10 protein-coding genes are annotated in these 13,739 nt (G+C 57.8%); 1 reads left to right on the plus strand and 9 read right to left on the minus strand.

The genetic code is table 11. From position 1 onward, the window contains the following. The 6 genes from K3757_RS12690 to K3757_RS12715 form a co-directional block, all read right to left on the minus strand. Positions 1–924, minus strand: coding sequence for a dihydroneopterin aldolase (locus K3757_RS12690; RefSeq protein WP_259996038.1), 924 nt, complete (start codon positions 922–924; stop codon positions 1–3). A gap of 93 nt (positions 925–1,017) precedes the next feature. Continuing rightward, a complete protein-coding gene (locus K3757_RS12695; RefSeq protein WP_259996040.1) occupies positions 1,018–1,710 on the minus strand; it encodes a cell wall hydrolase in 693 nt (230 codons plus the stop codon). Positions 1,711–1,824: 114 nt separating this feature from the next. Continuing rightward, entirely contained in the window at positions 1,825–4,392 is a 2,568-nt protein-coding gene (locus K3757_RS12700) for a pyruvate, phosphate dikinase (protein ID WP_260001252.1), read from the minus strand. Between the two features lie 66 nt (positions 4,393–4,458). Further along, the gene (gene glyS / locus K3757_RS12705) at positions 4,459–6,522 is read right to left on the minus strand and encodes a glycine--tRNA ligase subunit beta (RefSeq protein WP_260001254.1); all 2,064 of its coding nucleotides are present in this window, start codon (positions 6,520–6,522) and stop codon (positions 4,459–4,461) included. Positions 6,523–6,551: 29 nt separating this feature from the next. Continuing rightward, entirely contained in the window at positions 6,552–7,088 is a 537-nt protein-coding gene (locus tag K3757_RS12710) for a DUF6446 family protein (RefSeq protein ID WP_259996042.1), read from the minus strand. A gap of 22 nt (positions 7,089–7,110) precedes the next feature. Next, positions 7,111–8,040 (minus strand): glycine--tRNA ligase subunit alpha, encoded by a 930-nt coding sequence (locus tag K3757_RS12715; protein ID WP_259996044.1) that lies wholly within the window; start codon positions 8,038–8,040, stop codon positions 7,111–7,113. A gap of 189 nt (positions 8,041–8,229) precedes the next feature. Here K3757_RS12715 and K3757_RS12720 point away from each other — a divergent pair, with 189 nt between their 5' ends. Next, a complete protein-coding gene (locus tag K3757_RS12720) occupies positions 8,230–10,020 on the plus strand; it encodes a serine protease (protein WP_259996045.1) in 1,791 nt (596 codons plus the stop codon). Positions 10,021–10,099: 79 nt separating this feature from the next. Here the strand turns inward: K3757_RS12720 and K3757_RS12725 are convergent, their stop codons facing one another. From K3757_RS12725 to K3757_RS12735, 3 genes are all read right to left on the minus strand, one after another. Further along, positions 10,100–11,698, minus strand: coding sequence for a 5-guanidino-2-oxopentanoate decarboxylase (locus tag K3757_RS12725; protein WP_259996046.1), 1,599 nt, complete (start codon positions 11,696–11,698; stop codon positions 10,100–10,102). Further along, positions 11,698–13,143, minus strand: a complete 1,446-nt coding sequence (locus K3757_RS12730) for a TrkH family potassium uptake protein (RefSeq protein WP_260001256.1) — start codon at positions 13,141–13,143, stop codon at positions 11,698–11,700. The genes K3757_RS12725 and K3757_RS12730 overlap by 1 nt, the downstream gene beginning before the upstream one ends. 130 nt (positions 13,144–13,273) lie before the next feature. After that, entirely contained in the window at positions 13,274–13,552 is a 279-nt protein-coding gene (locus tag K3757_RS12735) for a hypothetical protein (protein WP_259996047.1), read from the minus strand. Positions 13,553–13,739 lie beyond the last annotated feature (187 nt).

Genomic DNA, 13,739 nt, shown 5'->3' on the forward strand with positions numbered 1-13,739 from the left:
TCAGAGCGTCGCGGAATCCAATGACACAGCACGCAATGGGACGCATGCCTCTTGCGGGACATCAGCGCCGATTACAATCATTTCGCGCGCCTCGAACGTCGCTGCGAACCAAGCCGCAAGCGCTACGGCATCGCGCGGCTGCGCCGAAGGCGTATCCACACTGTCGAGCACAATTTTGGACGGTGCCCAGACGCAGGTTTGTCCATTTTTCATTGCCCAGTCGAGCTCGGTCCGGGTCTCAACGACCACACAGCGGTCATCGCGTGCGGCCAGCACCCATGCATTCTGTTCGATCGCCAGCAGATCAATCCGGCGTTGCGCCATCTTATGATCAACCTGTGGCGCGGGTACATCTGACGCACCGACACATAGAACCAAAGGGCGCCCCTGTGCGTGCAACTGATCAAGCCAGCCCTTCAGGTGAGCCGAAGCAATCGCTGCATTGCCGAGAAAGACCAATTCAGGATGAGGTGCTTCGCCGGGTGCCACTTCTGCGGGCGGGGCGCCGTCACGGGCGCGCACAATCTCGACCCCCAATGCACCTGGCCCGCGGTCCAGCTTTTCGATACGGACAAAGACGCGCATCGCTTGCGGCTCCAGCAGAATCCGCTCTGCCACACGCTCCGCCAATGTCTCTAACAAAGCCAGACGTTCAACCGCGAGCTCGGCTTGAATGGCCTCTGTCACACGATCGTAAGAAAGGATTCGATCCACATCATCATCAATCGGCCCACTAAGAGGCTGCACTTCGACGACGATGTTGAAACAGATGCGTTGCCGCACCCCCCGCTCGGCCTGAAAGGCGCCGATTTCGACTTCCACGGTATGATCGCGGACCGAAATACGGTCCAGCGCATCGGTCGTTGAAGTTGCTGCCGCCCGTTCGGATGGATGGGCGAAGGCAAGGCGGGTTTCGGATGACATGGGCGCGCTCCCGTCTGGTCTGCTACTGGCGCGTTTATACTGCAGTTTCCCCGCCGTCGAGGGCTGCATGCGCCCCACCATCACTGCTTTGCGTCAGTTGCTGGCTGTCCGAACACCGCGGCTGTAGAACAGGTGCACGCCAAATCGTGCGGTGTTGGTGAACTTACGGGCCCAGCTGGGGCGAACAGCCGTGGTGTGATAGAAGGTGGCGCCATTGGTGATATCGGGCGATCTGCCATCTATCGTGGCACGCGCAACTTTGGCTACGCGGGCATAGGCTGCATGCTCGGCAATCACTTCGGCACGCCCATCACAAGTATAGCTGAACTGGCACTGGTGCTTTTTGCCAGTGCCTTGATTGATGACGGCGCAGTAAGAATTCGGGAACCGAGCGGATTTGACCCGATTGCGGATCACTTCGGCTACGGCAAACTGACCTTTGACAGTTTCTCCACGCGCTTCGAAATACAGCGCTTCGGCGAGGCAATTGAACTCGGACGATCCGGTGGCCTTCGGTTGGCTTGCAAGCCACGCGCGGGAAAAGACAACATCCGGCACTGTACCTTTTTTGGCGGAGACAGGTGTCAGCACCGCCTCTGGCGAGGCAAGGCTGGCCATCCGTTCAACATCAACAGAAGCCAGACCGCGGGCTTCGATTCTGGCAAGATTCTGGGCCGCGCTGTTCGCCATGGCCCCGACAGGCACGACAGCAATCAGACAAGCAGCAAGGGCGAATTTCGTTGATCGTAGATTTTTCACTGACCACATGGTCACTTTCTCCGGCATCGTTATTCCAATGCCGCGCCTAGCCTGATTGCACTAATGCAACAAGCCGCGCCTCCCCGTTTGGGCAAGCTATTGCCTAATGGTTCCGCATCCTGTGGCTAACTGACGGGAATCTCACTGTATCTTGTCGGCGATTGCCAGCTGAGCCGCAGCGAGCCGTGCAACCGGAACGCGAAACGGAGAGCAAGAAACGTAATGGAAGCCCGCCGCACGGCAAAATGCTATCGATTCGGGGTTGCCGCCATGCTCTCCACAAACCGAAAGCGTGATATCCGGCTGGGCCATGCGGCCACGTTGTGCGCCGAGGGTCAGCAATTCTCCGACGCCGTCGTGATCCAATGTGTGGAAGGGGTCTTCGTCAAAAACGCCTTGTTGTACATAATCGGACATAAAGCGTCCCGCGTCATCGCGCGACAGACCATAAGTCATCTGTGTCAGATCGTTCGTGCCGAAGCTGAGGAAGGAACAATAGGGTGCAATCTCGCCCGCGCGCAAGGCCGCGCGCGGAGTCTCGACCATCACGCCAAGCCGGTAGGCAAAATCCACGCCACGCTCCTGGCGCACGGCATGGGCAACCGCATCGATGGCCGTTTTGACCAGTTCAACCTCGCGGCGCGCAGAAACAAGCGGGATCATGATCTCTGCCATGACGGAATCGCCGTTCTGGCTGGCGTCAACGATTGCTTCAAAAATCGCACGGGCTTGCATCTCGTAGATTTCCGGCACGGTGATACCCAAGCGCACACCGCGCAATCCCAGCATCGGATTGTATTCACGCATCGCCTCGATCCGCCGCGTCACATCAGAGCGCGGAAGGCCAAGCGCCTCTGCCAGCTCCCGTTGACCGCTTGCGTCCATCGGCAGGAATTCATGCAAGGGCGGATCGAACAGACGGATGCAAACGGGCGTGCCCTGCATAATCTGGAACAGCTGGGTAAAGTCTTCGCGCTGCATCGGCAGCAACCGTTCCAACACAGCGCGGCGTCCGTCGGACGTATCCGCAAAGATCATCTCGCGCATCACGGTCAGGCGACCGCGGTCAAAGAACATATGCTCCGTCCGGCATAGCCCGATGCCTTCGGCGTTGAAGTTGCGTGCGGTTTGCGCGTCTTGCGGAGTGTCGGCGTTGGCACGCACCTTGATGTCGGCACTATCGGTCGCCCAAGCCATCAGTTTCTTGAAATAATCATCTAACGCAGCTTCTTGCATCGCTGCCGCACCAGCCAGCACCTGCCCTGTGGAGCCGTCGACCGTCATCTCGTCGCCGGCATGAAACACGCGGCCATCTTTCGACGTGATCGTTTTATCGCGTTGATTGAAGACCAGACTGGAAGCGCCCACAACACAGGGCAGACCAATACCACGCCCGATCACCGCCGCGTGGCTTGTGATGCCGCCGCGTTCAGTCAAAACAGCCTTGGCCGCATGCATGCCACGCACGTCTTCGGACGACGTCTCGCGCCTGACCAGAATGCAGGACTCTCCGCGTGCCGCACTGGCCTGCGCTTCGGCAGAATCAAACACCAGACGCCCTGTTGCAGCGCCCGGGCTGGCTGCGATGCCTTTGCCCACGATGTCACGCTTTGCCGACGGATCAATCTGCCGGTGCAGCAGCTCAGTCAACAACCGTGGCTGCACCCGCATCAGTGCCTCTTCTCGGCTGATGATGCCATCTTCGGCCAGAGTTACGGCAATACGAACGGCCGCGCGGGATGAACGCGAAACCCGCACCCCGTCAAGAATGTGAACAACGCCGTTATCGATCGCGAATTCCACCTGCATCTCGGCGCGCAACCGGTGACGCATCAGGCTTGCGTAGGTCTTCAGCGTCTCGAAAGCTTCCGGCAGCTTTTCCTCCAAAGAGGGCCCGCGTGGATCGCGGGTCAGGTACAGCGCGTCCGAGGCGCCCTCAAGCGCGTCCCGCCCCTGACTTTGGCTCAGATAGCGGCCCGTTACCTGCGGCGCACCGGTTTCGCTGTCCACCAGTTGCAGAACACCAGAACCACATTTGCCCGCACCGACACCGAAAATCATCTGCTGGACAACCAACCCAAGGCCAGCATCTGCAGGCGCGCCTTTGGCCTGCCTCAGCAAACGGGCCGATGTACCGCTCCATGCGCGGGCCATCGAACGCAGAACCGCTGCGAGCTGAGTGCTGCGCAATTGCGGAAATTTCTCATCTGTTTCAAGCTCATAGGCCTCAAGCGTCTGCGCAAGCGCCGCGCGCCCCTCTCCTTCGACGTCGTCAAACATGTCAGGATCGAGACGGGCGACATTAATCGCATAAGATTGGATGAAACGTGTATAGATCGAGGCGGCTGCTTCTTCGCCCATGGTCTTGCTAAAGCTGGCAAACCTTGCATCGTTCATCCCGATGTTCAGCACAGCCCCCGGCCCGCCCCAATCCGGATCCTGACTGGAGGGGCGCACACACACCAACGCATCTTCGGGAAATTCGTCCATAACCGCGCTGACATCCGGCAATTCGCCCTGCGCGATACGTTCAATCGTCATGAAAGACAGTGCCACTGTCCGCGGCACAGGCAGGTCCAACCGCACAAGCCGCTGCAAACACTTCGCCCGCCCGCCGTGGGTCACCGTATTAATCGGCGCGGTCTGCGTCACAAGGGTGGTATCTGGATCATTCTGCACTGCGGCATCCTTCGATTTCAGATGCAGCATAGGCTGAATACAGCCCAGAGCAAGCATTTGCTCACCTGCTGGGCCGCAACGTCAAATGGCTGACAATCAGCCGTCGATCCGCGTCAAATCCGCGACAGACGTACACAACGTGCGGATACGGCTGAGCAGATTAAGACGGTTGCGGCGCACAGTGCTATTGTCGGTATTGATCTGCACCGCATCAAAGAACGCGTCAAGCGCGGGACGCAAATCTGCCATCGCCGACATAGCTGTGGTGAAGTCCTGCGCGGCCATAGCCGGTGTGATGACGGCCTCTGCGCTATCCAATGCGGCGAAAAGCGCACGCTCCTCATCCGTGTCAGCAAACTTTGCATCGGCACCAAACGAATACTCGACCCCGTCCGCCTCTTCCGCTTGGGAGAGGATGTTGTTGGCGCGCTTGAACGCCTGCAACAGGTTTTCGCCATCGTCGGTTTTCAACGTATCAGACAACGCACGGGCACGTTTGACCAGAAGGGTCAGATCGTCATTGCCATCCATCGCGATGCAGGCATCAATGATGTCATGACGGATGCCTTGATCCTTGAGGTAGACCTTCAGGCGGTCGTGCAGGAAGGCAAGCAGGTCGGCGTTGTCAGCATCATGCTGTGACGCATCCAGCACGTCATTTAACGGGATGGTAAGATCATTCTCAAGGGCAATCCGGATCACGCCCAAGGCCGCACGACGCAGCGCAAACGGGTCTTTGCTGCCTGTAGGCTTTTCATCAATCGCCCAGAATCCCGTCAGCTTGTCGATCTTCTCGGCCAGTGCCACAGCGACTGAAACCGGCGCTGTCGGCACATCGTCGGATGGTCCAAGGGGCGCGTAGTGCTCTTCGCTGGCTGCGGCGATATCATCGCTAAGACCTGCGGCCTGCGCATAATAGCGTCCCATCAGACCTTGGAGTTCGGGGAACTCATAGACCATTTCAGAAGACAGATCGGCTTTGGCAATTTTCGCGGCCTGCTCGGCAGCATCAGGATCAGCACCGACCATCGGGGCCAGTTCGCGGGCCAGCACGGCCATGCGTTCGATCAACTCTGCCTGCGTGCCCAGCTTGTTGTGGAAGGTCACGTTTTTCAGGTTTTCCACCCACGCGCCCATGCCCGCCTCGGATTTCGCGATCCGCAGATCGTTATCCCAGAAGAATTTGGCATCGGCCAAACGGGCGCTCAGCACTTTCTCATTGCCCGCAAGGATCGTCGCACCATCATCGGCGGTGGTACGGTTGGCCACCGTGACAAAGCGTTCAATCCGCCCCGTCTTGGGATTGCGTACGGAAAAGAACTTTTGGTGTTCTTTCATAGAGGTTTGCAGGACTTCTGGCGGCAAGTTCAGGAAATCATCGCCAATCCGGCCCATCAAAACCACAGGCCATTCGACCAGACCTGCGACCTCGGCGAGCAGACCTGCGTCTTCGACCACTTCGAGGCCGCTGGCAAAGGCCATATTGGTCGCGTCATGCCAGATGGCATCGCGGCGCTCTGCGGGATCAAGCACGACAAACGCGCGTTTAAGCTTGGCTGTGTAGTCGTCAAAGCTGTTTACCGTGATTGCATCCGGCGCAAGGAAACGGTGACCCCGTGTGCTTTTGCCAGATACGATACCATCGACGTCCAGCGGCACAACTTCGGCGCCATCCTCACGGCTGAGGATGCAGAGGATGGAATGCAGCGGGCGCACCCACTTCAGCGTGCCTGCCCCCCACCGCATGGATTTTGGCCATGGAAAATTGCGGATTGTCTGCTCAAGCACTTCGGCAATGATATCGGCCGCCGGACGGCCTTCCTTGGTAATCTTCGCGAACAAGATTTTGCCCTTTGGCGTGTCGCGTTCTTCCAGATCATCGCGCGTCAGGCCTGCGCCACGCAGAAACCCTTCGATGGCTTTTTCGGGCGCATCTGCCTTGGGGCCTTTGCGCTCTTCCACGGTCCGTGGGCTGGCATCCAGCAGGCCCTCAACCGTGAGGCACAAACGACGTGGCGTGGCGAAAGCAGCAGCAGATGCATAGGTCAGCCCTGCCTCTACCATGCCATCGGTCATCAGCTTTTTCAGGTCGTCCGCCGCACGTTTTTGCATGCGGGCGGGGATTTCTTCGGAAAAAAGTTCAATCAGCAGATCAGCCACTGGAATACCTCTGGTTTGCCGGATCGGCGTTATTGTGTTGGCTCGGATTGACTTGGCAAGGCGGGGCATTCCTCGCCTACAATTGTGCCATCATAGGCTTTTTCGCCACAATCGTTGAGTTCATGCCAGACATAGCCGCGCCCGTCGTCGGTGATGGCCACCACACGGTCCACGCCAAAATGCACGTTCTTTGCGCTTAGAAATGTCAGAGCAGTGCCTGCTTCGAGTTCGGCACCGATGGCTTCGGCGTCAAAGCAATCAAACCAGCCCGGCGCATTGCGCGGTGTCATGTCCTCGACCATCTGAAACGTCTCGGTCAACAAGGCAAGGCTGTAGGGCGTGGTGAAACAAGCGCGGTAGCGGATAGGCGAGCTTTCGGCGTCAATGGCCCGATACCCCTCAAGCGGGATCGACTCAGGTTCACCGCTGGAGAGCGACATCAACGAAATGCCGTCCGCTGGCGCGTCCACCTCTTGGTAAAAACCGTAAATCTGCAAGTAGTACAAAGCCGCACCTGCGATCAGAGCAGAGACCATAATAGCAATCCCAATTATTTTGCCGCTCATGTGCGGGTTCCTGTCAGGTAAGTCATGCCGCATCCTCGCGCCAGCCGCCGGCGCGTGTCTGCACAAATGCATCCGCGCACATCTTTGTCAGCGCACGCACGCGCCCGATATAGGCCTGACGTTCAGTCACCGAGATAACGCCGCGCGCATCCAGAAGGTTGAACATGTGGCTGGCTTTAATGGCTTGATCGTAGGCCGGGTGTGCCATCACAATGCGCTTGCCGGTTTTGGGGTCCTCATGGACCTGATCCAGAATGGCTTTGCACTCGGCCTCGGCCTCTTCGAAGTGGCGCAGCAAAACTTCGGTGTTGGCCACATCGAAGTTCCACCGCGCATATTCTTCTTCGGTCTGCTTGAAGATATCCCCATAGCTCAGCGGGATAGGCGCATCGGGATCATTGAACGGCATGTCCATCACGTGATCTGCCCCGAGAATATACATGGCAAGACGTTCCAGCCCGTATGTCAGTTCCCCCGAAACCGGATGACAGTCGTGCCCGCCGACCTGCTGGAAATAGGTAAACTGGCTGACTTCCATGCCGTCACACCAGACTTCCCAACCAAGGCCCCATGCGCCAAGTGTCGGGCTTTCCCAGTCATCCTCGACGAAGCGAATGTCATGCAAAGCCATATCCACACCAATCGCCTCAAGCGACCCGAGGTATAGCTCTTGCAGATTGGGCGGGCTTGGTTTGATCAGCACCTGATACTGGTAGTAGTGCTGCAAACGGTTGGGGTTCTCGCCATAACGCCCGTCAGTCGGACGGCGCGATGGCTGGACATAGGCGGCGGCCCAGGGCTGGTCACCCAAACTGCGCAGGGTTGTTGCAGGGTGAAAGGTCCCTGCCCCGACTTCCATGTCGTAGGGTTGCAGGATCGCGCAGCCGTGGCGTGCCCAATAGCTCTGCAACCGCAGAATAATTTCCTGAAACGAACGGGGTGTATCGGCCATCTCGGTGTCCTTTGCCATTTGGCGCTCTTACTATGGTGCAGGCGGCCAAGGGTCAATCAGTGCCGACACGGCATAGGGCTGAACTACGCTCAAACTGAAATGTCCGTGAAACAGGTGCTTCTCATATGGGAATCACAGCAAAATACTGTTTATGTGCCGAAAAGTAACTTTTTGAGAGCTGACCTTCTGATGCTGCGAATTTTGACGATCTGTCTGGCCACCCTTTTCCTGGCCTATACGAGTACTGCCCGCGCCCAATCCAATGATCCAAACGAAGTTGTTTGGGTCCAGATTGAAGCACAGCAATCGCTCGCACGTGCAACGGATCGCGCGCGCGCCTACACAACCCTGTTGCAGGATGTGAACGGGTTTGCCGTCGGGGGCGGCTGGTACGCCATCGTGGTCGGACCGTACCGCCGTGCGGACGCTGAGATCGTTCTGCGCCAGTACCGAAATGACGGTCTGATCCCGCGTGACAGCTTTATTCAGCTTTCTAACCGTTTGCGCCAACAATATTGGCCCGTTGGGGCGAATGTCCTTGGCACCGGGGCGGTTGATGCACCTCAAAGCACTGTTCCAGAGCGAACCGAAACACCCGAAGCCGAGGCTCCACAAATAGCCGAAGTTGCCCCCACCCCAGAGCCGGAGCCCGCGGATGAAACCCCTGCGCAGGCTCAACGCTCCGAAGCGGCCCTGAGCCGTGATGAAAAGAAAGACCTGCAAAAGATGTTGCAGTGGGCAGGCTTCTATTCCGCTGCGATTGATGGCGCTTTCGGACGCGGTACGCGCAATTCGATGGCGGCATGGCAAGAAGCCAACAATTTCGAGAAAACCGGCATACTGACAACCTTGCAACGTGATGAGCTGGAAAAACAGTATAATGCCGTTCTGCAAGGATTGGGTCTGGAAACCGTGCGCGATGCACAAGCCGGTATCGCGCTGACATTGCCAACCGCCGTTGTCGCGTTCGACCGCTATGAGCCCCCCTTTGCACAGTACAAACAAACCGGCGACATTGATGCGCGGGTCCTTCTTATCAGCCAGCCCGGCACGCAGGACACGCTATTCGGCCTTTATGAAATCATGCAAACGCTTGAGATTGTGCCGTTGGACGGCCCACGCGAACGGAACAAATCCAACTTTACGCTGGTGGGTGAAAATGGCCGCATGATCAGCTATACAGAGGCCTCTCTGGAGAACGGCGAGATAAAGGGTTTTACCCTGATCTGGCCCGCTGGTGACGAAGAGCGCCGCCGCCGCGTGCTGGCAGAAATGCGCAGTAGCTTTGTCCGTATGCCCGGCGTCCTCAGCCCCTCTGCGGGCAACACATCCCAACAGTCCATTGATCTGCTGTCAGGTTTGCAGATCCGCAAACCCAAGATGTCCCGCTCCGGCTTTTTCGTGACGCAAGGAGGGGACGTAGTGACAACCTCTGGCGCTGTGCAAAGCTGTTCACGGATCACGCTGGACGGGGATACCGATGCGCAAGTGGTTGCGGACGACACAGCGCGCGGTGTGGCGCTTTTGAAACCCACAGTGCCATTGGCCCCGCTGGCAGTGGCCAGCTTCGCCGCGCAGCCCCCCCGCTTGCAAAGCGATGTGGCTTTGGCAGGTTATTCCTTTGAAGGGGTGCTGAGCGCCCCCTCCATGAGCTTTGGCACGCTGGCCGATGTGCGCGGCCTTCAAGGTGAGGCAAATATCAATCGCCTTGCGATGACCGTGCGCGCAGGCGATGCGGGCGGTCCTGTGCTGGACCGTACAGGCGCTGTGATCGGCATGCTGACCTCACAACCGGAAGGCGGCCCTGTGCTGCCCGACGGAGTGGGTTTTGCCCTGAATGCGCAGACGGTTATCGCCGCAAGCACAGATGCCGGCATCAAACTGCCCGCCCCTGCGAAAGATGGCGCAGAGAGCCTGACCGCCTTTCAGCTGTCCGAGAAAGCAAGCGGTATGACAGTGCTGGTAAGCTGCTGGGAATAATTCAAACCTGCTGAAGCACCTCATCACAACAACAAGGCCGGAGCGTTCGAATCTCCGGCCTTTTTCGTGGGTTCAGGTATCAGGCTTTGAGCGCAGGTGTGATGTAGATCAGCGTTGGACCGTCTGCATTGAACGCCTCTTTTACCGCGGTTTGAAACGCTCCAATCGTCTGCGGCGCGGCCGCTTTTGCGCCAAAGGCCTCGGCCAGTTTGCAGAAATCGGGGTTACGGGCCACCACGGCGTTCGGCGCAATCTGGGCGCGCACCATGCTGTCTTCTATCTCGGCCAGTTTGCCATTGTCCCACAGGATAATCGGCAGGCTCAGCCCCAGCTCGACGGCGACGCCCAGTTCCTGCATTGTATAATGAAACCCGTAGTCTCCGATGATCGCCAGTGTCGGCGCGCCTTTTCGCGCAATCGCCCCGCCGATCGCAGCAGGCGTGGCATAGCCCAACGTGCCAAAGCCATAAGGGTGATGCCAATGGCCGGGGCGGTCCATATCCCAGACCTCTTTGGCCACGTAGGCAAATTGGGTCATGTCGGAATAGATCATAGTGTCTTGCGGTATTGCCTCGCGCAGCGCGTCACAAAGCGGCACAATCCCCGGACGCTCTGCGTCCGTTTCCGCGCGCCAGCGCGCGCGGGCAGTAGCGAGCTCTTCAACCGTCCAGTCAAACCGCATGGGTAGGTCATCGACCATAGCAAGCTCGCGAAACACGCTGCGCGCATCTGCGTTGAACCGATGTGTGTTACCTGCCGTGTCCGAAAGAACCTCAGGATCAATATCAATGCGCACAAGCGTTGCGTTTTGCCCCAACCTGTCACGCCACAGATCAACCTCGGCCAGCTCTGTCCCGACAGCGATCACCAGATCAGACTGGGCAAAGATCGCAGCGCTATCGGGCCGCGCCAGTGTGCTGCCAAACAGATAAGGATAATCCGACCCGACAATCCCGCGCCCTGCATAGGTTGTGAATACGGGGATCGGGCAGCGAGCAAGCATTGCGCGGATATCGTCTGATCCACCTTTAGCACCACCGCCAAGCACCAACAGGGGGCGTTTAGTTTTGGAAATCATCTGTGAGATGTCGCGGATCACGACAGGATCTATTTGCGCGGTACCATCGCTCAGACCAAGATCACCTGCGTCATGGGCAACGGCCTGCCCTTCCAGCACTGAAATAGGCACCTGAATGTGCTTGGGTCGCGGGCGTTGGCTGTGCATCTCTTGAAAGGCGCGGTTGACCAACTGGTAAGCCGCCTGCGGTGTTGTTGCCTCAAGCGACCAGTCACAAACGGTATCAGCCGCAGCGCGTTGATCTTTCATCTGGTGCAATTGCCCACGCCGCGCTGATGTTTCATCCAGACAGCTTGAGATGACCAGCATGGAAACAGAATCGCTATAGGCTTGGCCCATCGGTGTCATGATATTACACAATCCAGGGCCGGTAATCACATAGGCCACACCGGGCTTGCCGCTTGCCCGGGCATAGCCATCGGCCATAAAACCTGCGCCCTGTTCATGGCGCGCCAACACGTGGGTAATCCCAGCTTCTTCGATGCCACGGTACATTTCCTGATTGTGAACTCCGGGAATCCCGAAAATCACATCAACCCCGCGCGCTTTTAGCATGTGGGATATCTGCGCGCCCAGCGGACGGGTGGGTGTATCGGGCATCAGGCTCTCCAGAAATTGACGGTAAAGATGACATAAACCACCATGAGCTCCAGACGACCGACCAGCATGGCCACCGTCAGAATCCATTTGGCGGGGTCGTTGAGCGTGGCGAAATTACCAGCCGGTCCAATAATATCGCCCAAACCGGGACCAATATTGGCCAATGCAGCCGCTGCGCCCGACACAGAAGTCACGAAATCAAGACCGGTCATAGACAGCGCGACCGAGATCACGCCCAATGACAGGATGAAGAAAACAAAGAATGACATCACTGACGACAAGACTTCCTCGCTGACCGGTCTGCCATCGTAGCGCGGCGTGAATATCCCGTGCGGAGATCGGATGCGGCGCAGCTGTGCGCGGATCGAGGCAAATAGAAGCTGGTAGCGGAACACCTTGACCGAACAGGCGGTGGACCCCGCGCAGCCCCCGATCAGCCCCATGAAGAAGAACAGCGCCACCGCAAAGCTGCCCCACTGCATATAATCAACTGAGGCATAGCCAGTGCCAGAGATAATGGAGGTCACGTTAAACAGCGCCTCGCGCACCGCCTGTTCGTTGTCCAGATGCACGCTTTCTTCAAGCAGAATGATCAAAAGCAGCACCAGCACGAAGATGGTCAAAACAAACCCGCGCACTTGCGGATCGCGGTGCAACGCCATCGGGTTGCCGTTGATCAACTGGACGTAGCGGACGAACGGCAGCGCCGAGAGGATCATAAAAAGGGAGGCGACATATTCAATCGGGCCGGTAAAGACACCGAAAGACGCGTCATAATTCGCAAAGCCGCCCGTTGAGATCGTGGTCATCGCATGTGCAGTTGCGTCAAACACATTCATCCCGAAGTACAGGTAGGTGAGCGCACAAATCAGAGTGAACAGAACATAAAGACCCGAAATCTGCGTGGCGATCTGCCCCGCGCGAGGCAGGATTTTACCTAGGGTATCAAACCCTTCGGATTTAAAAATCTGCATGCCTCCGACGCGCAGTTCCGGTAGGAAAACCATGGCGACCACAATGATGCCAATGCCACCCAACCACTGTAAAATGGCCCGCCAGATCAGCAAACCCTTAGGTAACTCATCCAGCCCGGAAAACACGGTACCACCAGTTGTGGTCATTCCCGACATGGCCTCGAACACGGCATCAACCAGCCGCGCGTCTGTTTCACCAAGGATAAATGGAAGTGCGCCAAAAAGAGGCAGCGCCACCCAAACCGATGTGGTGAGCAAAAAGGTCTGCTGAATGGTCAGCCCTTCTTTCACGCCACTGGCACAGGCCAATGCAATTGCCGTGCCGCCCAGCATGGTGATGACAGAGCTTTGCAGGAAGACCGGCCACTGCCCACGGCCTTCGGCCAAATCAACCAGCAAAGGCACCAGCATGGCAGCGCCCAACACGGCCACCAACAGGCCAATTACATATCCAACAGGGCGCAGGTCCATTGCGCAGGGTTGGCGCGGGCGGCCGTCAGTGTCAAGCAACCGCGCACCTACAAGGCCCCAAAAACGCAAAAGACCCGCCACGTCACCCTTTGAGGATCTGTGCACGGGCCTTTTAGTGATGCGTTAAAGATCAAACGTAGAAGAGATCCTTAAAAACATGAACCGTGATGTCTTCGCGCTTGATGCCCAGCGCTGCCAGTTCTTCGTCAGACTTGGCTTCCAGCATTTCGATCTTACGAGTGCGCGAGGAAGCGTCAGCAGATTTCGCCAGACCGGAGCCAATGCTTGTAAACATGGCAGCTACCAGTTCCAGACCACGACGCGCGGTCAGGAATGGGGCAGATGAAATGCTTTGGCCACGGGCGGGGATGCGGGCGGCGAAGTGCTCGGATGCGGATTGATAGGTCATTTGATATGCCTTCAGTTATTCTTTCAACAAGGGATCATTCCCTTGCTTCAGGAGATAGGCTTCGCTGCAGTGCAGCACCACCTTCAAAACTGCATAGCCGCTGCGCGTTTTATGCATTTGTCTTGCGGGCCTCATGAGAACACGGATCACTTCACCAACAAAAATGGCCGCCCACAATGGGACGACC

Origin of the sequence: Sulfitobacter sp. S223 (assembly GCF_025143825.1) — a bacterium.
GTDB lineage: Bacteria > Pseudomonadota > Alphaproteobacteria > Rhodobacterales > Rhodobacteraceae > Sulfitobacter.

Bases quoted from the DNA above. Each gene is read 5' to 3' on its own strand.
- K3757_RS12690 (WP_259996038.1), bottom strand. From the start codon at position 924: ATGTCATCCGAAACCCGCCTTGCCTTCGCCCATCCATCCGAACGGGCG.
- K3757_RS12695 (WP_259996040.1), bottom strand. From the start codon at position 1,710: ATGCCGGAGAAAGTGACCATGTGGTCAGTGAAAAATCTACGATCAACG.
- K3757_RS12700 (WP_260001252.1), bottom strand. From the start codon at position 4,392: ATGCTGCATCTGAAATCGAAGGATGCCGCAGTGCAGAATGATCCAGAT.
- K3757_RS12710 (WP_259996042.1), bottom strand. From the start codon at position 7,088: ATGAGCGGCAAAATAATTGGGATTGCTATTATGGTCTCTGCTCTGATC.
- K3757_RS12715 (WP_259996044.1), bottom strand. From the start codon at position 8,040: ATGGCCGATACACCCCGTTCGTTTCAGGAAATTATTCTGCGGTTGCAG.
- K3757_RS12720 (WP_259996045.1), top strand. From the start codon at position 8,230: ATGCTGCGAATTTTGACGATCTGTCTGGCCACCCTTTTCCTGGCCTAT.
- K3757_RS12725 (WP_259996046.1), bottom strand. From the start codon at position 11,698: ATGCCCGATACACCCACCCGTCCGCTGGGCGCGCAGATATCCCACATG.
- K3757_RS12730 (WP_260001256.1), bottom strand. From the start codon at position 13,143: ATGGACCTGCGCCCTGTTGGATATGTAATTGGCCTGTTGGTGGCCGTG.
- K3757_RS12735 (WP_259996047.1), bottom strand. From the start codon at position 13,552: ATGACCTATCAATCCGCATCCGAGCACTTCGCCGCCCGCATCCCCGCC.